The sequence below is a fragment of the Candidatus Walczuchella monophlebidarum genome, from assembly GCF_000709555.1.
Taxonomy (GTDB): Bacteria; Bacteroidota; Bacteroidia; order Flavobacteriales; family Blattabacteriaceae; genus Walczuchella; species Walczuchella monophlebidarum.
Map to the genome: position 1 here is coordinate 151,723 of NZ_CP006873.1, position 22,414 is coordinate 174,136.

The 22,414-nt window shown below is 33.4% G+C and carries 18 protein-coding genes, 5 tRNA genes and 1 pseudogene; 7 read left to right on the forward strand and 17 right to left on the reverse strand.

The features are described 5' to 3' along the window. The first annotated feature begins 57 nt into the window (after positions 1–57). Positions 58–1,554: a lysine--tRNA ligase gene (gene lysS / locus FNIIJ_RS00755; RefSeq protein WP_038436146.1), complete on the forward strand. Its 1,497-nt coding sequence runs from the start codon at positions 58–60 to the stop codon at positions 1,552–1,554. Here the strand turns inward: lysS and argH are convergent. Both argH and FNIIJ_RS00765 read right to left on the reverse strand, forming a co-directional pair. Beyond that, positions 1,549–2,877, reverse strand: a complete 1,329-nt coding sequence (gene argH, locus FNIIJ_RS00760; protein WP_038436328.1) for an argininosuccinate lyase — start codon at positions 2,875–2,877, stop codon at positions 1,549–1,551. The genes lysS and argH overlap by 6 nt on opposite strands. A gap of 18 nt (positions 2,878–2,895) precedes the next feature. Next, complete coding sequence (locus FNIIJ_RS00765) at positions 2,896–3,243, reverse strand: 4Fe-4S binding protein (RefSeq protein WP_038436148.1); 348 nt, start codon at positions 3,241–3,243, stop codon at positions 2,896–2,898. 137 nt (positions 3,244–3,380) lie between these two features. Between FNIIJ_RS00765 and rpsU the strand changes: the two genes are divergently transcribed. The 3 genes from rpsU to truA are packed head-to-tail and all read left to right on the forward strand — an operon-like array spanning position 3,381 to position 5,153. Next, on the forward strand, positions 3,381–3,575 hold the full coding sequence (gene rpsU, locus FNIIJ_RS00770) for a 30S ribosomal protein S21 (protein ID WP_233485132.1): 195 nt from the start codon (positions 3,381–3,383) through the stop codon (positions 3,573–3,575). A gap of 27 nt (positions 3,576–3,602) precedes the next feature. Continuing rightward, positions 3,603–4,397, forward strand: a complete 795-nt coding sequence (locus FNIIJ_RS00775) for a CPBP family intramembrane glutamic endopeptidase (RefSeq protein WP_051673243.1) — start codon at positions 3,603–3,605, stop codon at positions 4,395–4,397. Positions 4,398–4,409: 12 nt separating this feature from the next. Next, entirely contained in the window at positions 4,410–5,153 is a 744-nt protein-coding gene (truA, locus tag FNIIJ_RS00780; RefSeq protein WP_038436152.1) for a tRNA pseudouridine(38-40) synthase TruA, read from the forward strand. A gap of 12 nt (positions 5,154–5,165) precedes the next feature. Here the strand turns inward: truA and rpoC are convergent, their stop codons facing one another. The 15 genes from rpoC to prfA form a co-directional block, all read right to left on the reverse strand. Beyond that, positions 5,166–9,398: a DNA-directed RNA polymerase subunit beta' gene (gene rpoC / locus FNIIJ_RS00785; RefSeq protein ID WP_038436153.1), complete on the reverse strand. Its 4,233-nt coding sequence runs from the start codon at positions 9,396–9,398 to the stop codon at positions 5,166–5,168. A gap of 69 nt (positions 9,399–9,467) precedes the next feature. After that, a complete protein-coding gene (gene rpoB / locus FNIIJ_RS00790; protein ID WP_038436154.1) occupies positions 9,468–13,265 on the reverse strand; it encodes a DNA-directed RNA polymerase subunit beta in 3,798 nt (1,265 codons plus the stop codon). Between the two features lie 25 nt (positions 13,266–13,290). Continuing rightward, a complete protein-coding gene (rplL, locus tag FNIIJ_RS00795) occupies positions 13,291–13,647 on the reverse strand; it encodes a 50S ribosomal protein L7/L12 (protein ID WP_038436155.1) in 357 nt (118 codons plus the stop codon). A 24-nt stretch (positions 13,648–13,671) separates the two neighbouring features. Beyond that, on the reverse strand, positions 13,672–14,214 hold the full coding sequence (gene rplJ, locus FNIIJ_RS00800) for a 50S ribosomal protein L10 (RefSeq protein ID WP_038436156.1): 543 nt from the start codon (positions 14,212–14,214) through the stop codon (positions 13,672–13,674). Continuing rightward, the gene (rplA, locus tag FNIIJ_RS00805; RefSeq protein WP_038436158.1) at positions 14,211–14,906 is read right to left on the reverse strand and encodes a 50S ribosomal protein L1; all 696 of its coding nucleotides are present in this window, start codon (positions 14,904–14,906) and stop codon (positions 14,211–14,213) included. The genes rplJ and rplA overlap by 4 nt, the downstream gene beginning before the upstream one ends. Further along, complete coding sequence (gene rplK / locus FNIIJ_RS00810) at positions 14,907–15,359, reverse strand: 50S ribosomal protein L11 (protein WP_038436159.1); 453 nt, start codon at positions 15,357–15,359, stop codon at positions 14,907–14,909. It lies immediately after the preceding gene. Between the two features lie 23 nt (positions 15,360–15,382). Then, a complete protein-coding gene (nusG, locus tag FNIIJ_RS00815; RefSeq protein WP_038436160.1) occupies positions 15,383–15,925 on the reverse strand; it encodes a transcription termination/antitermination protein NusG in 543 nt (180 codons plus the stop codon). Between the two features lie 12 nt (positions 15,926–15,937). Beyond that, positions 15,938–16,117 carry a preprotein translocase subunit SecE gene (gene secE, locus FNIIJ_RS01900; RefSeq protein WP_038436161.1) on the reverse strand — a complete coding sequence of 60 codons (180 nt, stop codon included), beginning with the start codon at positions 16,115–16,117 and terminating at the stop codon, positions 15,938–15,940. A gap of 17 nt (positions 16,118–16,134) precedes the next feature. After that, positions 16,135–16,207: transfer RNA gene (locus FNIIJ_RS00825), tRNA-Trp, on the reverse strand. 19 nt (positions 16,208–16,226) lie between these two features. After that, positions 16,227–17,414 carry an elongation factor Tu gene (gene tuf, locus FNIIJ_RS00830; protein ID WP_038436163.1) on the reverse strand — a complete coding sequence of 396 codons (1,188 nt, stop codon included), beginning with the start codon at positions 17,412–17,414 and terminating at the stop codon, positions 16,227–16,229. Positions 17,415–17,448: 34 nt separating this feature from the next. Beyond that, positions 17,449–17,520 (reverse strand) — tRNA-Thr (locus tag FNIIJ_RS00835). A gap of 3 nt (positions 17,521–17,523) precedes the next feature. Next, positions 17,524–17,596, reverse strand: a tRNA-Gly gene (locus FNIIJ_RS00840). Between the two features lie 9 nt (positions 17,597–17,605). After that, positions 17,606–17,687, reverse strand: a tRNA-Tyr gene (locus FNIIJ_RS00845). Between the two features lie 9 nt (positions 17,688–17,696). After that, positions 17,697–17,770 (reverse strand) — tRNA-Thr (locus tag FNIIJ_RS00850). Positions 17,771–17,892: 122 nt separating this feature from the next. Then, positions 17,893–18,951, reverse strand: coding sequence for a peptide chain release factor 1 (prfA, locus tag FNIIJ_RS00855; RefSeq protein WP_394332473.1), 1,059 nt, complete (start codon positions 18,949–18,951; stop codon positions 17,893–17,895). Positions 18,952–19,241: 290 nt separating this feature from the next. On the opposite strand from prfA, the pseudogene rho reads away from it, so the two are divergent. The 3 genes and pseudogenes from rho to FNIIJ_RS00870 all read left to right on the forward strand — a co-directional run. Continuing rightward, positions 19,242–20,381, forward strand: a pseudogene (gene rho, locus FNIIJ_RS00860) (transcription termination factor Rho); the annotation flags it as partial. Positions 20,382–20,415: 34 nt separating this feature from the next. After that, the gene (locus tag FNIIJ_RS00865; RefSeq protein WP_038436167.1) at positions 20,416–21,825 is read left to right on the forward strand and encodes an anthranilate synthase component I family protein; all 1,410 of its coding nucleotides are present in this window, start codon (positions 20,416–20,418) and stop codon (positions 21,823–21,825) included. A 3-nt stretch (positions 21,826–21,828) separates the two neighbouring features. Next, the gene (locus FNIIJ_RS00870) at positions 21,829–22,407 is read left to right on the forward strand and encodes an anthranilate synthase component II (RefSeq protein WP_199397419.1); all 579 of its coding nucleotides are present in this window, start codon (positions 21,829–21,831) and stop codon (positions 22,405–22,407) included. Positions 22,408–22,414 lie beyond the last annotated feature (7 nt).

Genomic DNA, 22,414 nt, shown 5'->3' on the forward strand with positions numbered 1-22,414 from the left:
TTTATATATTTATTTAGGAATGAGTCCCATTATTAAGTCGACTAAAAAAAATCGCCTATGTATTTATCAGAACAAGAAATTATACGGAGAAAGAAATTGAAAAAAATAAGTGAATTAGGGATAGAAAACTATCCAGCAGCTACTTATAATACAAGTGCTTCTATAAAAGAACTTATAGAAAAGTATGAAAAAAATAAAAACGCTAGTGTAGCAGGACGTATTATGCGGATGCGGATCATGGGAAAATCGTCTTTCGTTGAATTAAAAGACTATAGCGGAATAATCCAACTTTATGTAAAGCGTGACGATATTTCGGAGAATAAAGAAAAAACTTTTTATAATATTTTTTTTAAAAAATTGTTAGATGTAGGAGATATTATTGGGGTAAAAGGATTCATGTTTAAGACTAGAACTGGAGAGATTACTCTTCATGTAAAAGAACTTGTATTGCTCTGTAAGTCGCTACGACCCCTTCCTCATGTAAAAACCGATAATAATGGAAATATCTATGATGCCTTTTCTACCCAGGAACAACGATACCGTATGCGTTACATTGATCTTATTGTAAATGACAAAATAAAACAAATTTTTCTACAACGAACTCGGATCATACAATATATCCGAAACTTTCTCAATGAATATGGTTATCTCGAAGTGGAAACTCCTATACTTCAGTCAGTTGCTGGGGGAGCCCATGCCTTACCGTTTGTTACTTATCACAATACTCTAAATATTCCTTTATATCTACGTATTTCTAATGAACTTTATCTAAAAAGACTCATTGTAGGTGGATTTAATGGAGTATATGAATTTTCTAGAGATTTTCGCAACGAAGGTATGGACAGAACTCATAATCCTGAATTCGTTATTTTAGAGTTATACGTTGCCTATAAAGATTATTACTGGATGATGAATTTCACTGAAATTCTTCTGGAAAAACTTTGTTTCAACATTCATGGAAGTACAGAAATTAACATAGAAGGCCAGACAATCTCTTTTAAAAAATCCTTTCCGAGGATCCCAATTTATGAGGCTATTCAAATTCATACAGGATTTGACATTAGTAAGATGAATGAGAAAGAATTACAAATGGTTTGTAAAAAATTGGAGATAGAAGTTGACAAAACGATGGGAAAAGGTAAACTTATTGATGAAATTTTTAGTAAAAAATGTGAAAAACACTACATACAACCTACCTTTATTATAGATTATCCTGTAGAAATGAGTCCTTTGACTAAAAAACATCGGGAGAAAAAAGGACTAACTGAACGGTTTGAACTATTTATCAATAAAAAAGAGATAGCTAATGCTTATTCAGAACTAAATGACCCAATCGATCAATTAGAACGTTTTAAAGAACAAATATACGAAAAAGGAAATGATGAATCTATGCGTATAGATTATGATTTTATTCGATCCCTTGAATTTGGCATGCCACCAACGTCAGGGATTGGTATAGGTATAGATCGATTGGTCATGTTACTTACTAAACAAAATTCAATACAAGAAGTTTTGTTATTTCCACAAATGCGTCCTGATAAAAATAATTTATGAAACTGTAAGTAACCTATATACGGCTTCGTTGGCTTTTTCAAAATGAAAAGAATTTACTACAGACTTCATAAAGTGATGAATATTTTCATTACATAAATTTACTACGTGGGTAGTGACTTCCCTTGTCAAGGTTTGAAAATTTCCATTCTGGATCTCACACCCTACTTTTTTATAAGCATCTCGGAAAGACATTCCTTCTAGCACGTATTTATTTACCGATTCAACGCTAAAAAGATAATGATATTTACTATAATTTAGTATATTGTTATTAATAATCATCTGTTCAAACAGATATTTATAGATCTGAAGACAACTTTTAAGATCATCGAATATTGGGAGTAATATTTCTTTTATGATTTGAAAATCACGGTGATATCCAGAAGGTAAATTCGCTATAATCATAGCTATTTCGTTAGGCAACGAATTTATTTTATTACATAGAGAGCGGATCAGTTCTAAAACATCTATATTTTTCTTATGCGGCATGATGCTGGACCCGGTAGTAATATGATCAGGAAAGGTAATAAAGCCAAAATTTTGGCTGGTGGATAAGCAAATATCCTGTGATAGTTTGGCCAAAGTATACGAAATAGATGCTAGGGCATCTGCCACTACACGTTCACTTTTTCCACGTACCATTTGGGCATATATGACGTTATAATTAAAATTTTCAAATCCTAATATATGTGTCGTAAATTCTCTATCTAGGGGTAAGGAAGATCCAAAGCCAGCTGCTGATCCTAAGGGATTTTTATTCGTTATGCGATAGGCAGCTTGTAGCAATAGGAAATCGTCTGTCAAACTTTCAGCATACGAAGAAAACCAAAGTCCAAAAGAAGAAGGCATAGCTATCTGATCATGTGTATATCCTGGCATCAATATCTCCTTGTAATTATCACTAAGAGTGAGAAGTGTTTTAAAGAGACTATATACATTTTCAACCACAGATTGAATTTTTTGTCTTATGAAGAGTTTTAGATCTAACAATATTTGATCATTACGTGATCGTCCGCTATGTATTTTTTTACCAATTTCTCCAAGTCGGTGTGTTAAAATAATCTCGACTTGAGAATGTACATCTTCCACATAGTCTGAAATATAAAAATTTCCCTCTACAATTTCTAAATAAATTTTTTTTAGCTCTTGCATCAAAACTTTAAATTCATTTCCTTTTAATAGTTCTATGCTAGAAAGCATAGAGCTATGAGCCATCGTACTTATAATATCATAAGGAGCTAGTAACAAATCCAATTTTCTCTCTTTCCCAAAAGTGAATTTTTCAATTTCTTTACTGAGGTTCTTTTTTTTCTTCCAAAGCTTCACCATCATGATAATTAATATTTAGGTGTGCAAGAATTTTTTTTTCTCTAGTAGTTCATCTTTACTTTCTATAGATTCTTCATCCAGAACGCAACAATCCACTGGACATACAGAAGCACATCTGGGCTCATCGTAAAAACCTACACATTCAGTACATTTTTCTGCTACAATAAAATAAATATCATTTTTTTTAGGTGCTTTCGGTTGACAGGCTTCTGTAGTGACACCTGATTTCAGGGTAATTACACCTTTCAAATTTGTCCCATCTGAAAAACGCCACTGAAACGATCCTTCGTAAATAGCATTATTGGGGCATTCAGGTTCGCAAGCTCCACAGTTAATGCATTCCTCAGTAATTTTTATAGCCATATTATTTGATTTGGAAAAAACGGGTATATTTGTTAGAGAATAATAGCTAGTCTAATGAAGATTTTTCGGTAATAAATCTGACTTGAATTGAAAAAGAGTTATAAATTAACACAAATTAAAAAATCTAAAAGATGCTAATGATTAAGATAAAAGATGGAGAGTCTATTGAAAAAGCAATTAAGCGTTATAAACGAAAATGCGAGAAAATACGTCTTCTGAAAGAATTTAGAAAAATCCAATTTTATGTTAAACCTTCAATAAAAAAAAGAGAGGCATTTTTAAAAGCCTATTATAAACAATGCTTAATTTCTAAAAAGGATAATTCTGCATGAGATTTCATAAAAAAACGGAGATCATGAATGTCCTATCTTAAGGTATTACCTCGGAGCATTTATAAAAAAAAGAATGAATATTTATTCTTTTTATTATGTTTATTTTGCAATGAGTTTTTACGTTTAATAATAAATTTTTTGTTTATAAAAATATTCGGGTTTGATTGGATAGATCAATTTTTAAATTTTATTTTATCTACTACTTGTATTTCTATTTTAATTGCATATTATAATAATAATTTTAAACCAAACTCAATTAAATTAACATGGTATATTTATTTAAATGTTTTTTTAATGATGTTTATTTTTATTTATTTAAGTGAATATGTCGTTTCTATTATTCCAATAAATGGTCCTCTTTTTGGAAAGATGTATAAATTTTTTCATGTTACACAATATCCAATTTCATTTTTTTTAAGTGCTATTTTATTTGCTCCTATTTATGAAGAAATTTTATTCCGTGGAATTTTTTTAAGAAAAATATTTAAAACAAGTATTTCTTCTATAAAATCTATTTTTTTTTCGGCTTTATTATTTGGAATAATGCATTTAAATCCATGGCAAATTATAATAGCGTTTTTATTTGGAATTTTTATCGGAATAATTTATATAGGGACACGTTCGATATCCATATGCATATTTTTGCATGCTATTTATAATAGTATGCAGATATTGCATAGCATTCAGATATTAAATGTCTTTTTAGCCATTATGGGAATTCTGTTGATTTTGTTTATAATTCTGTTGATTTTGTTTATTTTTCAAACAAAATCGTCATGGAAATATGATAATTGTTTAAAACAAAGTGCGATTATTTTTTAAAAATTAAAATTATTGCGTTATTTTATTGAACTATCTTTTAATGGAACTAAATATCATGGTTGGCAGATCCAGAAAACCGGAATCTCCGTAGAGGAAGTGTTAGAAAATTGTCTATCCTATCTATTAAAGATGCCAGTTAATATTATTGGAGCTGGAAGGACAGATAGCGGGGTCCACGCCAAACAATTTTTTGCTCACTTTGATTATCCATATTCTCTTCCCCCAAGGTTTAGACAGAAACTTAATTCATTCTTACCTAAAGACATTAAAGTATACAATATTTACTTGATGCAACCGAAAGCACATGCTCGGTTCAGTGCTCTATGCCGAACTTATGAATATTTTATTTCTTTAGGGAAAAGTCCTTTCTTTAAAGAATTTAGTTGGCAATGGTTATCTAATCCCCCTGACATTGCAAAAATGAACCAAGCAGCTATGATCTTAAAAAGATACGAAGATTTTAGTACTTTCTGTAAGTCTCATTCTAATAATAAAACAAGTTTTTGTAAAATAGAATATTCTTATTGGAAATACAAGAAGGGGTTATTGTGTTTCCAAATTACGTCTAATAGATTTTTAAGAAACATGGTTAGATCTATTGTTGGAACTCTTATTAGAGTCGGCATAGGTAAAATTGATTCAAAAGATTTTTGCCAAATTGTTGAATCTAAAAATAGTCAAATGGCAGGATGTTCAGTCCCAGCAAAAGGATTATTTTTAAAATCTGTATCTTATCCAAACGATATTTTTTTATAAAAATTTTTGGTCTTACTCCCTCTCTTTTGATGATACGAGAAATTGGTCGTATTCTTTAAGACCTGTTCCTGCTGGAACTTTGTGTCCTACAATAACATTTTCTTTTAATCCAAGTAAGTAATCAGATTTTCCACTAATTGCAGCCTCATTCAATACTTTAGTTGTCTCTTGGAAAGAGGCTGCAGATATGAACGACTTTGTTTGCAAAGATGCCCGTGTAATGCCTTGAAGTACAGGTTTAGCTATAGCAGGAATAGCATTGCGAGCACGCATAATCCTCTTCCCATTTTGTCTAAGAATATCATTTTCATTATTCAATTCGGTTAAATTTATTATTTGTCCAGGTTTAAACTGCTCAGAATTCCCAGGATCTTCTACTACTTTCAGACTTGAAATTCTTTCGTTTTCTTCAAAAAAATCAGTTTTAGATTCTATCCTATTTTTTATAAACCGTGTATCTCCAGAATCTATAATTTTGACCTTTCGCATCATTTGACCAACGATAATTTCAAAATGCTTATCATTTATTTTTACTCCCTGTAACCGGTAGATCTCTTGGATTTCATTGACTAAATATTTTTGAACTTCTTTAGCTCCCTTAATATGAAGTAGATTTGAAGGGGTAATCGCACCTTCTTCCAGAGCTGTACCTGCTTTAACATAATCATTTTCTTGAACTCGAATTTGATTGGATAACTTAACAAAATATTTTTTTGAGTATCCGCTTTTCGATGCAATAATAATCTCACGATTACCTCTTTTAATATTTCCAAAACTCACCACTCCATCAATTTCCGATATAACTACTGGATTAGAAGGATAACGTGCTTCACACAATTCAGTTACACGCGGCAATCCTCCAGTAATATCCGTTGTTTTTCCATCTGTTCTAGGAATCTTTACAAGAATTTGTCCTGCTGTAATTACTTCCCCATCTTCTACAATTAAGTGAGCACCAACAGGAAGATTGTAAATTTTTAAGTCGTTTCCTTCCTTATCAAGGATCCTTAAAGAGGGAATTATGTTTTGATCTCTAGATTCATAAATTACTTTTTCTTGGAACCCGGCTTGGTCATATATTGTATAGGTTTTTCCCTGTTCAATATATTCATAGGCTATGGTTCCGGAATACTCAGAAATAATAACAGCATTATAAGGATCCCATCGACAAATTTCCGTTCCTTTTTTTATAGTAACTCCATGATGGACAAATAAAGTTGATCCGTAAGGGATATGATTCTGCATTAAGATGGAATCATCTCTTCCTAAGAGTCTCATATCTGTAGAGCGTGAAACCACTAATTCGAGATTGTTTCCTTTTTCATCTGGTATCTGTACTGTACTAAGATCTTCAAATTCTATAATTCCATCAAAACGAGCACGTATTTGGGAAGATTCAGAAATATTTACAGCCGTTCCACCTACATGAAACGTCCTTAGTGTCAATTGTGTCCCCGGCTCTCCTATAGATTGAGCAGCAATAACACCTACTGCTTCTCCTTTATTAACCAATTGTCCTGTTGACAGGTTTATACCATAGCATTTAGCACAAATCCCTCTTTTCGATTGACAGGTCAGTGGGGATCGAACTTCTACCGTTTCTATTCCCAATTCTTCTATAAGAAGAGCTTTATCTGCATCAAACATTTCATCATAAGCGACTATAATTTCATCCTTCCTCGGATGATAGATATCATAAAGAGCAATTCTTCCCAAAAGACGTTCAGATAAATTTTCTATAATTTCTTCATTCTTTTTAAGAGCACTTATTTCAATTCCTATAATCGTACCACAATCTTCTTCCGTAACGATAATATCTTGAGCTACGTCGACAAGACGTCGTGTGAGATAACCTGCATCAGCTGTTTTTAGAGCTGTATCTGCTAACCCTTTTCTAGCCCCGTGCGTAGAAATCAAATACTCGAGGATAGAAATACCTTCACGGAAATTGGATAAAATTGGATTTTCAATAATTCCTACGCTAGTACGTTGTGGTTTTGCCATCAAGCCACGCATTCCAGAAAGTTGTCGAATCTGTTCTTTCGATCCCCTAGCTCCTGAATCAAGCATCATATATACTGAATTAAACCCTTGATGGTCTTCAGACATTTGTTTCAGAACTTTTTCAGTTAATAGGGTATTGGTACTTGTCCAGATATCAATAACTTGATTATAACGTTCATTATTAGTAATCAAACCCAGATTATAGTTAATTTGAACTGCATCTATTTGCTCAATAGCACTATTAATCATAGTTTGTTTCTCCTTAGGGATAATAATATCACCTAAACTAAAGGAAAGACCACCTTTAAAGGAATTATAAAAACCTAGTTCCTTAACATCGTCTAGAAATTTTACTGTGGTAGGAACATTAGTAAGCATCAATATTTTCCCAATTATATCACGTAAAGACCTCTTAGTTAGTAACTCATTAATATATCCGACTTTTTTAGGAACCACTTGATTAAATAGGACTCTCCCTACAGTCGTTTCCACAATTCTATCTACAAGTTTATTCTTTTCTCGAATAAGGACTTTTACTTTTATCCCAGCATGGATTTCAGCCGCACCTTCATTATACGCTATCTGGACTTCTTCTGTTGAAGAAAATACTAATCCTTCACCTTTAATTTTCCTATCTGATGTAGATTTAAAACATTTTGTCATATAATAAAGTCCTAGGACCATGTCTTGTGATGGAACAGTAATAGGAGATCCATTAGCAGGATTTAAAATGTTTTGTGAAGACAGCAGAAGTAATTTAGCTTCGAGAATAGCCTCTGGTCCAAGAGGGAGATGTACTGCCATCTGGTCACCGTCAAAATCGGCGTTGAAAGCTGTGCAGACCAATGGATGCAGTTGGATAGCTTTACCCTCAATGAGTTTGGGATAAAAAGCTTGAATTCCTAATCTATGCAATGTCGGAGCACGGTTCAGTAGTACGGGATGCCCTTTAAGCACATTATCCAAGACATACCATACAACCGGATCACGGTTATCAACAAGTTTTTTAGCTGATTTGACGGTTTCAACAATACCACGTTCGAGTAATTTCCTAATAATAAAAGGTTTGTAAAGTTCTGCAGCCATCTCTTTGGGAAGTCCGCATTCGTATAGTTTTAACTTCGGTCCTACTACAATTACAGAACGTGCTGAATAATCGACACGTTTTCCTAAAAGATTATGACGAAATCGTCCTTGCTTACCTTTAAGTGAATCAGATAAAGATTTCAAAGTTCGATTCCTATTCTTAGCGGAGGTTTTCTTTGTGTTATCATATAATGAATCCACCGCTTCTTGAAGCATCCTTTTTTCATTTCGTAGAATAATATCAGGAGCCTTTATTTGTAAAAGACGTTTCAATCGATTATTACGAATAATAATTCTACGATAGAGATCATTTAAATCTGAAGTTGCAAAACGGCCACCCTCTAAAGGTACTAAAGGACGTAATTCAGGTGGAATCACTGGAAGAGCATGAATAATCATCCACTCTTTACAATTTTTCTTTTTTTTAGATGATTCTATAAATGCTTCTACTACCTGCAACCGTTTTAGAGCTTCTATCCGTCGTTGTTTATATGTTTCATTCTCGGCTTTATGACGAAGACTAGAAGAAAGTTCATCTAGATTTACTCGTTTAAGTAGTTCTTCTATACATTCAGCACCCATCTTAGCGATAAATTTATTAGGATCTCTATCATCAAGGTCTCGATTTTCCTTTGGGAGATTCTCTACTATTTGGAGATACTCTTCCTCCATTAAAAATTCAAGATGTTTCAAAGGGGTCCCATCGGTATATTGGGCAATCCCCGGCTGTATGACCACATATCGTTCATAATAAACGATCAGGTCAAGTTTTTTTGAAGGAAGACCTAAAAGGGAACCAATCTTATTGGGTAATGATCTAATATACCATATATGGACCACAGGTACTACTAAATTAATATGTCCAAGACGTTCCCGTCGTACTTTTTTTTCTGTAACCTCGACACCGCATCTGTCACAGACAATCCCCTTATAACGAATTCTTCTATATTTTCCACAAGAACACTCATAATCCTTTATGGTACCAAAAATTCGTTCACAAAATAGTCCGTCACGTTCTGGTTTCTTAGTACGATAATTAATTGTTTCAGGTTTTAGGACTTCTCCGTAAGATTCTTGAAGGATCTCCTCCGGAGAGGCCAAACTTATAGTAACCTTGTTAAAGTTTTTAACTTTTTTAGTTGTTTTGATAGACATTTAGACTTTTTTAGTTGTTTTGATAGACATTTATAGAGAATATTTTTCTCGAAGAGTCCTACGATATCTTTATTCTTCAAGATGGAGGTTTAATCCGAGTCCTTTAAGTTCATGGAGCAATACATTGAAAGATTCAGGAATCCCGGGTTCAGGCAGAGTTTCTCCTTTAACAATAGATTCATAGGTTTTAGAACGACCTACTACATCATCAGATTTTACAGTCAGTATTTCTCTTAGAATGTTTGAAGCTCCAAAAGACTCTAGAGCCCACACTTCCATTTCTCCAAAACGTTGTCCTCCAAATTGCGCTTTTCCCCCTAACGGTTGCTGGGTGATCAGTGAATAAGGACCTATGGAACGAGCATGCATCTTGTCGTCTACCATATGACCAAGTTTTAACATATAAATAATTCCCACGGTCGTTGGCTTATCAAAACGTTCTCCAGTTTCCCCATCATAAAGATAGGTGCTTCCTAAGTGAGGTAATCCTGCCTTACTAGTATATTCAGTAATTTGTTCGATTGAAGCCCCATCAAATATAGGGGTAGAAAATTTTATTCCCAGCTTATGACCTGCCCATCCCAATATTGTTTCATATATTTGTCCCATATTCATTCTAGATGGAACACCTAATGGATTTAGCACAATATCTACAGGGGTCCCGTCTTCCAAAAATGGCAGATCTTCATCACGAACAATACGTGATACAATTCCCTTATTACCGTGACGTACGGCCATTTTATCACCGACTTGAAGTTTTCGCTTTTTAGCAATGTATACTTTTACTAGTTTGACTATTCCCAGGGGCAATTCATCACCTACAGAAAGAGTCAATTTGTGACGGTTGAGTTCTCCTTGGAAATTTCTAACCTTAATTTTATAATTATGTAATAGCATTGATACTAAACGATTCGTATTTTCATCTGAAGTCCATTCAGAAGAAGAAATATTGATATAATCAGAAATATTCTCTAGAAGATTTTTAGTAAAGATGTTTCCTGCAGGAATAATTTCTTCTTGCATATCATTCTCGATTCTCCGAGAGATTTTAGATTGTAAAAGTATATATAATTTCTCACATAGCAGCTTATGCAATTCCGAAAAACGACTTTTATATTGAGATTCAAAATATTCTATGTCCATTTTATCTAGGGCACGGATTTTTTTATCTTTAATACTTCTTGAAAAAAGCTTTCTATCAATAACCACTCCGTAAAGCGAAGTATCTGCTTTTAATGACGCATCTTTTACATTCCCAGCTCTTTCTCCAAATATCGCTATGAGAAGTTTTTCTTCCGGGGTCGGATCATATTCTCCTTTTGGAGTTATCTTTCCTATAAGAATATCCCCAGGTTTTACCTCTGATCCTACACGAATAATCCCATTTTCATCAAGGTTTTTAGTAGCCTCCTCACTCAGGTTAGGAATATCACTGGTAAGTTCTTCCATACCTAATTTTGTATCACGGACTTCGAGAGAATATTCATCTATGTGAATAGATGTAAATAAATCTTCACGAACTACACGCTCCGAAAGAACAAAAGCGTCTTCAAAATTAAAACCCTTCCAAGGCATAAAAGCCACAAGTATATTACTACCTAAAGCTATTTCTCCTTTTTCCGTAGCATAACCTTCGCAGAGCACTTGTCCTTTGGATACTTTCATTCCCTTTCTAACAATAGGCTTAAGTCTAATTGAAGTATTTTGATTAGTTTTTTTAAACTTCATCATATTGTAAGTTTTAATGTTAGAATCAAAACTTAGAAAAGCTTCTTCTTCAGTTATGTTATAACGTATAGAAATATGATCTGATTCTACGTCTTCTACAAGACCTTCTCCCTCCGCATTAATAAGTAGACGGGAATCAGTAGCCACTTTTTTCTCTAGACCAGTTCCTACAATCGGAGATTCAGGACAAAGCAAAGGCACAGCTTGACGCATCATATTTGAACCCATTAGAGCACGATTGGCATCATCATGTTCAAGAAAAGGAATTAGAGAAGCTGAAAGAGAAGCTATTTGATTGGTTCCGACGTCAATGTAATCAATTTTCTCATATTCAACCAGAGGAAAATCTCCGTCTTTCCGAGAAATAACTATTTCGGTTAGAAAATATCCATCTTCATCCACCTTTGCTTTAGCCGTAGCTATAGTTTTTTCAGACTCTTCTTCAGAGGGCAGATAAATAGAAGAAGAAAAGTCAATTTGACCATTTGTTACTTTTCTGTAAGGGGTTTCTATGAATCCCAGACGATTCACTTTAGCAAACACACAAAGTGAATAAATTAATCCAATATTGGTCCCTTCTGGGGTTTCTATGGGACAAAGTCTACCGTAATGGGTATAATGAACATCACGAACTTCGAACCCAGCACGGTCCCTCGAAAGGCCTCCTGGTCCAAGAGAAGAGAGTCTTCTCTTATGCGTGATTTCAGAAAGTAAATTAGTCTGGTCCATAAATTGAGAAAGTGGGCTAGTACAAAAAAACGAATTGATGACAGAAGAAAGAGTTTTTGCATTGATTAAATCTATAGGAGTAAAAACTTCATTATCACGGACATTCATTCTATCACGAATAGTACGTGCCATACGTGATAACCCAATATTTAATTGTGCCGATAATTGCTCACTTACTGTTATCACTCTACGATTTGAAAGATTATCCATGTCATCTATTTTTGAGTGAACTCTCTTCAGAATATATTTGACAATATAGATCAAATCTTCTTTTGTAATTACCTGTATTTCAATAGGAATATTTATTCCTAAACGTTGATTTAGTCGGTATCTTCCTACTTCTCCGAGATGGCATCGATTAAAGAAAATTTTTTCAATTACTCCTATAGCTGTTTCTTCGTCTGGAGGGGAAGAATTTCGGAATTGTCTGTATATATGTTCAAGCGCTTCCTTACCAGAATTGGTCGGATCTGTGTTAAGCGTATTTTGAAGAATGATATAATCGATAGTGTTCTTTTCTTTTTTTTGTAAAATCACGCTATCAATACCTGATTCTATGAGGTGATAAATATGCTCATGTTCAAGGATAATATCACGATCAAGAATAACCTCATTTCTTTTAATGGAAATAACTTCTCCGGTGTCTTCATCAACGAAATCTTCTATCCATTGTTTTAAAACACGTGCTCCAACTTTAGCCCCTATTAATTTGTTGTAATTAGATTGAGTGACCTGAACTTCTTCAGAGAAGTTGAAAAGATAAAAAAGATCTTGATCTTGTTCGTATCCAATAGCACGAAAAAGCGTAGTAACTGGAAACTTTTTTTTACTATCGACATAAGCATACATTACATTGTTTATATCGGTAGAAAATTCAATCACTGATCCCTTTACGGGTATTACTCTAGCTGAGTATAAACGTGTCCCATTAGCGTGTATAGATTGACCAAAACAGATTCCTGGAGAACGATGCAGTTGTGAAACCACTACACGTTCAGCTCCATTGATTATGAAAGACCCTGTTGGAGTCATATAGGGAATAGTTCCAAGATAAACGTCCTGAATAACTGTCTTAAAATCTTCATGTTCAGGATCTTGACAAGAGATCTTCATCCTTGCCTTCAAGCTTACACTAAAAGTTAACCCTCTTTCAAGACATTCTGAGATCGAATACCTTGGAGGATCTAAGAAATAATCTAGAAATTCTAGAACAAATTGATTTCTTACATCGTAAATAGGAAAATTTTCCCTGAAGGTTTGAAATAATCCGTCATTTTTTTTCTTTTCGTATTGGGTTTCTAGTTGAAAGAATTCCTTAAAAGATTGGATCTGAATTTCAAGAAAATCCGGATACTCTACTTGCTTCTTCACAGAAGCAAAACTCACTCTCGAAGTCAACGTTAATTTGATTTATGTTTTTAGTATTCTCAAGAATTTATTTCAATTCGACTGAAGCACCAGCTTCTTCTAATTTTTTTTTAAGGGATTCGGCTTCATTTTTAGTTATCCCTTCTTTAACATTCTTTGGAGCACTATCTACTAGTTCCTTAGAATCTTTAAGTCCCAATCCAGTAATTTCTTTAATAAGTTTAACTACGGTTAGTTTAGAACTTCCTGCCGATTTAAGTACGACATCAAAAGACGTTTTTTCTACACTGGGTTTACCTGAATCAATAACTGGAATAGGAGCTGGTTCAATCCCGTATTCTTCCTTTAGAATTTTAGCCAAATCATTGACTTCTGAAACTTTTAGGTTAATCAAAGTTTCTGCTAATTTTTTTATGTCTGACATATAGAAATAATTTTTCGTGATTTTTTACGTTATTTGTGAAAATTGGGGTGATCCTTTTGATAATATTTCAAGGCATCCTAAAATTTTATGATCTACTGATTTTAATGTAGAAATCATATTTGTTAGAGGAAAATGTAATAAACTAATTACATCACTAATCAATTCTGTTTTAGATTTTATATTAACTAATGTTTCGAATTGTTCAGATCCAATATAAAAGGATTCTTCTACATAAGCGCACTTAAATAAGGGTTTATCACTATTATTTTTTGTTTTGAAATCTCTAATGATTTTTGCAGGAACATTATTCACTTCCGAAGTCATCACAAAGGTATTTCCTTGAATAACACAAAATAACGGAGACCATTTTGTTATATGGCTTTCCATAGCTTTGCGTAATAAGGTATTTTTAACTAACCGAACCTTAACCTGATAATCGGAACAATTCCGTCTTAATTCAGAAATTTTATTTGCATTTATTCCAGATATATCGATAAAATATATATTCTTTGAAGATAAGACAGAAGTAAGGGTTTTTATTGATTGTAATTTTTGTTCTTTTGTCATATTATACTTTTAACATCTATCTGAATTCCAGGACTCATAGTTCCTGAAAGAAAGATACTTTTAAGATAAGTTCCACTAGATGAAGAGGGTTTCAACCTATTGATAATTTTAATTAACTCAAGAGAATTATCGACTACCTTTTCAGGTAAAAACGAAGCTCTTCCAACAGTAGCATGCACAATCCCGAATCGATCTACTTTAAAGTCTATTTTCCCAGATTTCACTTCTTTAATAGATTTTCCAATTTCTGTACTAATCGTTCCAGTTTTAGGATTGGGCATTAATCCTCTAGGACCAAGTATTTTACCTAAACGTCCTAACTTTGGCATCATCATTGGCGTGGTAATAATCACGTCAATTTCAGTCCACCCATGATTAATCTTTTCAATATATTCATCTGAACCAACATAATCTGCTCCAGCCTCTTTCGCTTCAACTTCTTTGTCAGGTCCAACAAGGGCTAAAATACATATATTTTTCCCAGTACTATGAGGTAACTTAACTACGCCACGAACCATTTGGTTAGATTTTCTAGGATCTATACCTAGACGGACAGCAATATCAATTGAAGAGTCAAACCTACTATAGGAAGATATTTCTTTTACAATCTTTGCAGCCTCAGATAGTGGATAAGCTTTATTTCGATCGTATTTCTGAGAAATTTGTTTTCTATTTTTAGTGAGTTTTCTCATCTATTTATTATTTTTATGAATAGGAGACTCACCATAGATTTCTATACCCATGGATCTAGCTGTCCCTGCCACCATAGACATAGCGGATTTTAGGTTAAAACAATTAAGATCCGGCATTTTATTTTCTGCAATTCTTTTCACTGTATTCCAATCTATTTTTGCCACTTTATTTCTATTGGGTTCTTTAGAACCTTTTTTTAACGAAGTTGCCTCCATCAACTGAACAGATACAGCAGGATTTTTTACTCTAAAGTCAAAAGATCCATCATCATAAATATTTATTAATACTGGTAACAATTTTCCCAAATTATTCTTAGTCCTATCGTTAAATTGTCGACAAAAAGACATAATATTTATCCCAGCTGCTCCACAGGCAGGTCCTATCGGAGGTGAAGGGTTAGCTGTTCCTCCATTGATTTGAAGTCTTATAACTTTTTTTATTTGTTTTTCCATTGTTATGATTATGTTGTAAATATTTATATTATTTTTTCTATTTGCGTCAAACTTAAATATAATGGAGTTTTTCTTCCAAAGATTAATACTGATAAAGAAACTTTTTCTTCATGTATTTTCTCTATAGTTCCAGAAAATCCTACAAAGGTCCCATCTATTATTTTTACTTTTTCTCCTCGAATGAAGGAAACACTGGCATTCCTTTCGGAGAGTTCATTTACTATTCCAAACATCCTATTTACTTCGTATTTTCTCATTGGAATAGGGTGACCACCTTTTTTTTCACTTAAAAAGGAAATCACTCCAGGAATATTTTTTAGAGTCTGTTCGACTTGACTTTTTAAACAAGTTTCTATCAACACATACCCAGGATAATAGATTTTTTCTTTTTTAATTTTTTTACCATTACGGATCTGAATTATTTTTTTTACAGGAACTAGCACCTTCCCTATATTTTCTTTAATCCCTAAATGCTGTATTTCATTTTCTATGTAGTATTTAACTTGATTTTCTTTGCCACTTACAGTTCTAAGGATATACCACTGTTTTTCGTGAGTCTTTTTCATATTATCTTTTCTTTAAAAAATTACGTGGAAAACAATTCCAAAAATTGCATCTATGCAAGAGACAATAAGAGATAATATAAAAACAGAAACTGAGACCATAACAGCAGAAGATTGTAATTCTTCCCATTTTGGCCAAGTCACATTCCTTACAAATTCATTAAAAAAGTGGTCTAAATTTGGAATTTTTCTCATCAGTTTCCAGGTTTTTGCACGGGTGATAAGAATCGAACTCACGACCTTCGGTTTTGGAGACCGATGCTCTACCAACTGAGCTACACCCGTTTTTTTAAGAGGAATAATATTAATCAAATATTTTTGTCACTTTACCTGCTCCAACAGTTCTTCCTCCTTCACGTATAGCAAAACGTAGTCCCTCACTTAAAGCAACAGGTTGAATCAATACAACTTTGACAGATATATTATCTCCTGGCATTACCATTTCTACACCATCAGAAAGGTGAATTTCTCCAGTAACATCCGTGGTCCTAAGATAAAATTGAGGACGATATTTATTATGGAACGGGGTATGTCTTCCACCTTCTTCTTTGGATAGAATATACACCTCTGCATTAAAGATCCTATGAGGTTTTACAGAACCAGGTTTCCCAATGACCATACCACGTCGAATATCTGTTTTTTCAATACCACGCAACAGTAACCCAACGTTGTCTCCCGCTTGACCTTTATCAAGAATTTTCCTAAACATTTCCACACCAGTTACGGTAGAAGCAAGTTTTTTTTCTCCCATACCTACTATTTCTACAGAATCCCCCGTACTAACAACACCAGTTTCAATACGGCCGGTAGCTACAGTCCCCCTTCCGGTAATAGTAAATACATCTTCGACAGGTAGCAAGAAAGTTTTATCAACATTACGAATTGGTTCAGGAATATAATTGTCTATAGCCGTTATTAATTCGTTAATTTTTTCCATCCATTTTACTTCTCCATTTAAAGCACCTAATGCAGAACCATGTATTATAGGGGTATTGTCCCCATCAAATTCATATTTTGATAATAATTCGCGAAGTTCAATTTCTACAAGTTCCAGCAGTTCTGGATCATCTACTATATCTACTTTGTTCATAAAAACCACGAGTTTAGGAACACCTACCTGACGTGCTAAAAGAATATGTTCCCGAGTTTGTGGCATGGGACCATCGCTAGCAGCAACCACTAAAATAGCACCATCCATCTGCGCTGCACCGGTTACCATGTTTTTGACATAGTCAGCATGTCCTGGACAATCGACATGCGCATAATGACGTTTAGGTGTTTGGTACTCAACATGTGATGTATTAATAGTGATACCACGTTCTCTTTCTTCAGGAGCATTATCAATGGCACTAAAATCTTTTGCTTCAGCCAACCCTTGCTCAGATAATACTTTAGTAATAGCAGCTGTCAAAGTAGTTTTCCCATGGTCTACGTGACCAATTGTCCCGATATTCAAATGAGGTTTGTCACGTTTAAATTTTTCTTTTGCCATGATTTCTAATTGTGTTTATCCTTGTAATTTATAGAGCCAATGACGGGTATTGAACCCGTGACCTCTTCCTTACCAAGGAAGCACTCTACCTCTGAGCTACATCGGCTAGAGCGGAAGACGGGACTTGAACCCGCGACCTTCAGCTTGGAAGGCTGACGCTCTACCAACTAAGCTACTTCCGCATTTCATTGTGGGGAGAGCAGGATTCGAACCTGCGAAGATTTTATCAACAGATTTACAGTCTGCCCTCGTTAGCCACTTGAGTACCTCCCCTTTAATTTTAGCCGGTGAAGGGATTCGAACCCCCGCCCCCGAGATTACAAATCACGCGCTCTAGCCAACTGAGCTACACCGGCAAGTCTGAGTACCTACAAGGTGAAAATACAAAACAAAAAACAAAAAACAAAACAAAACAAAACAAAACAAAACAAAAAATTATCAGAACCTATACAGTAAAGATAATATATAAAAAAAAAATCTAAACTTTAAGATCAGCTATATCAGCTATTTTCAGAGCATTGATCATTTCTTGAATATGTCCATTCATAAACTCATCAAGAGAATAAATTGATTTGTTGATACGATGATCTGTCACTCTTCCCTGAGGGTAATTGTAGGTCCGAATTTTAGCCGATCGATCTCCAGTAGAGACTAATGATTTTCTTTCATTGGCTCGTTCTTGAGTATTCTTTTTTAATTCGGTTTGATATATACGTGCACGAAGTACATTTAAAGCTTTTTCATAATTCTTATGTTGATAACGTTCTTCTTGACATTCTACTACTATTCCTGTTGGAATATGTGTTAACCGAACTGCTGATTCAGTTTTATTCACGTGTTGTCCTCCTGCTCCGCTAGATCGAAATGTTTCTCTTTTAATATCATCCGAGTTAATATTTACATTAAGAGCGTCCACTTCAGGTAAAACCGCAACTGTAATAGCTGAAGTGTGGACTCTCCCTTGAGATTCAGTTTCAGGAATTCGTTGCACACGATGTATTCCAGATTCAAATTTTAAAATCCCATATACTTTTTCTCCTTGGACATCTAGGATAATTTCTTTATAACCATGACCAGTTGATTCTTGTGCGTTTAAAATCTTATATTTCCAATTTCTCTCTTTAAAGTACATGGTGTACATTCGTAAAATATTTTTCACAAATAGACAAGCCTCATCACCTCCAGTTCCTGCACGTAACTCAACAATAGCATTTTTATCATCTTCAGAATCTTTAGAATCTACTAAAGATTGAATTTTATTTTCTATTTGTTCTAAATCTATCAAAAGTTGATTTTTTTCTTCTTGTGCCATTTTTTTTATTGAAATACATTCATTAGCATCACAAAGGATTTTTTCATTTTCGTGTAAAGATTTAGATTTAGATTTATAGTCGTGATAGATTTGTATAATCTTTTCCAGATTTTTATATTTTTTTGAAAGAGATACAAAACGTTGTTTATTTGCAATAATATTAGGTTGAATAATAAGATCATAAATATCGTAAAATTCTTGCTCTAGTTTATCAAGCTTTTCCATTAGAAACCTTTTTTTCATATTTTACTGTTTTATAAATGTTTGACTGAACTTTACTATCACTAATGAATTACAAGAAATAAATGACGAAATATATCTAAAGATAGAGAAAAAGGACATAAAACTGATATGCACTATAAAGAACAAATTTAGAATGAAAATAGGTTGTCACGATTTCATAAAAACCATTGGAATACTCAGTATAACACAAAACGTCCAATTTATATGAGGAAAAATAAAACCAAATAGACATTATGCCTTTGGAAAACAAATATCGTTATCGTTATCGTTATCGTTATCGTGCAGCAAATTATGAATTTGAAGGAATTGTGGCTAGTGAAGGAGTTCTTGAAATTATGCAAGAAAATTATGGATTTCTAAGATATTCAGATTTTAATTATCTCTCGTCTCCAGACGATGTTTATGTTTCTCAATCGCAAATTAAACTTTTCAGTCTTAAAACAGGTGATACAATCAGTGGAGCAATTAGGCCACCTAAAGAAAGTGAAAAATATTTTCCTATGATTAAAATAATTAAAATTAACGGGAGATCTCCTTATGACATACGTGAGAGATCTTCTTTTGAACATATGACACCTTTATTTACAGAAGAAAAATTGAATTTGTCTGATAAGAACCCTACTGTTTCTACGAGAATTTTAGATATTTTTGCTCCAATCGGAAAGGGACAACGTGGGATGATTGGAGCCCCTCCTAAAGTTGGAAAAACTATATTATTGAAAGATCTAGCTAATGCTATAGCAGCAAATCATCCTGAAGTCTATTTAATGATCTTATTAATCGATGAACGTCCTGAAGAGGTGACTGATATGCAACGTAGTGTAAAAGGTGAGGTAGTAGCCTCAACTTTTGATGAATCAGAAGAAAGACATGTTAAAGTAGCAAATATTGTTCTACAAAAGGCAAAACGAATGGTGGAATGTAATCACGATGTAGTGATATTGCTAGATTCTATAACTCGTTTAGCAAGAGCGTATAATACTGGAGCTCCGGCTTCAGGAAAAGTCCTTTCAGGAGGAGTAGAAGCTAATGCTTTGCATAAACCTAAGAGATTTCTTGGTGCTGCTAGAAATATCGAAGGCGTAGGCTCTCTTTCTATTATAGCTACAGCTATGATAGAAACTGGGTCAAAAATGGACGAAGTTATCTTTGAAGAGTTTAAGGGTACAGGGAATATGGAATTACAACTTGATAGAAAAATAGCTAATAGAAAATTATATCCTGCTATAGATCTAGTTGCTTCAAGCACCCGGAGGGATGATTTATTATTGAACGATCCTACATTGCAGAGAATGTGGATTTTGCGAAAACATATTTCAGAGATGAATCCTATAGAAGCTATGGAATTTTTGATAAAACGAATTAACCAAACTCAAAGTAACGACGAATTCCTTATTTCGATGAATAAGTGATTTAAAAATATAAGTTTCTACACATTTTTTTATTATGTTCTCTTTCAAATTCAAAAGCTTTAAGAAAAAAATTAGAGCAGATATTACTACTCCTATTAAGCTTTATATGCAATTAAGAGATCATTTTACAAAGACATTACTTTTAGAATGTGCAGATTCTCCCCAAAAACAAATTTCCATTATTTGCCTACAATCTGTAGCAGAGATTATTGTATGTGATAGATATATATATAAACGTTATCCAGATTATACTTCCGACCAAATAAAATTAAAAAATCGTCTAAGTCTAAGTCTAAATGCTTCTCCATTTTTAGCCCCTTTTTTTTCCCAATTTATAGTAGAACCAAGTTTTTCACCTTATTCAGGTTTGTACGGTTATATAACTTACGATAGTATTCCTTTTTTTGAAAATATCATTTTTACCTCCCCTTCTTTTGAAGAGGATCAAGTACCCAAAATTCGTTTAGGTTTTTTTAAGAATCTTATAGTTTTCGATCATTTTCATAATAAACTTATTGTTATAGAACATCGATTCTTTGAAAAGGAAGATTCCCAAATGGAAACAATTTTGAATATTATTCATCAGAGTAGATTTAGAAATTTTCCTTTTAACAGAATAGGTAATTCTGTATCAAATATGACTGATTATCAATATCGGGATTTGGTGTCCAAAGGTATAAAAGCATGCGTGTTGGGACAAGTGTTTCAAATTGTACTTTCACGACAATATAGTCAAAAATTCAAAGGAGATGAATTCAATGTATATAGAACCTTGCGTTCTATTAATCCTTCGCCTTATTTATTTTATTTCGATTATGGAAATTATAAAATATTCGGGTCTTCTCCTGAATCTCAAATAGTTATTAGTAATAATACAGCTTCTATTTATCCAATAGCTGGAACTATGCATCGTTCTGGAGATTATACAACTGACAAAAATGCAGCTGAAATCTTAGCAAAAAGTCCGAAGGAAAATTCAGAACATGTTATGTTAGTAGATTTAGCTCGTAATGATCTCAGCAAGACTTCTGAAGAAGTAAAAGTGAATCGTTATAAAGAAATACAATACTTTTCGCATGTTATGCATCTGATTTCACAAGTTTCAGGAAAATTAAAATCTGGAATTTCTTCTATCAAAGTCTTTGGAGAAAGTTTTCCTTCCGGAACTTTATCTGGTGCTCCAAAGTATAAAGCTATGGAACTAATAGACCATTTTGAAAATCAATCACGTGGGATCTATGGAGGAGCAATAGGTTTTTTTGGTCTTAACGGTGAAGTGAATACAGCTATTATTATTCGTTCCTTTCTAAGTAAAAATAATATGCTATTTCTGCAAGCAGGAGCAGGAATTATAGCAGATTCTAAAGAAGAAAATGAACTCCAAGAAGTAAATAATAAACTTGAAGCACTAAAACAAGCTATTTTATGTGCGGAAAATATTTAATAAATGGGTATAATAAAAATATTAGTCCTTGATAATTACGATTCTTTTACCTACAATTTAGTGTCTTTGATTAAAGAAATTACAAATAGTCCTGTCTCCGTTTTTAGAAATGATTCTATTCCCTTAGAAGAAGTTGATAATTACGATAAAATACTCTTGTCGCCAGGACCAGGAATTCCAGAGGAATCTAATATTCTCAACCCTTTGATCCAGAATTATGCCCCGACAAAAAGTTTATTCGGAATTTGTTTAGGTCTGCAAGCTATCGCAGAGGTTTTTGGAGGAGAATTACTTAACACAAAAAAAGTATATCATGGAATTACCAGTAAGGTCAAAATAATTGATTCTACGGAACAAATTTTCAAAGGCTTGCCTGATATTATTGAAGTAGGCCGTTATCATTCATGGATTGTTTCGGCCCAACAATTTCCTAAAGAATTAAAAATTACGGCAAGAGGACCCAAATGGGAAATCATGGCTATACGTCATAAAAAGTATGATGTAGTAGGTGTTCAATTTCATCCTGAATCTATATTAACTCCTTATGGAAAAAAAATAGTGTATAACTGGTTACATGTCTAATGTAAAA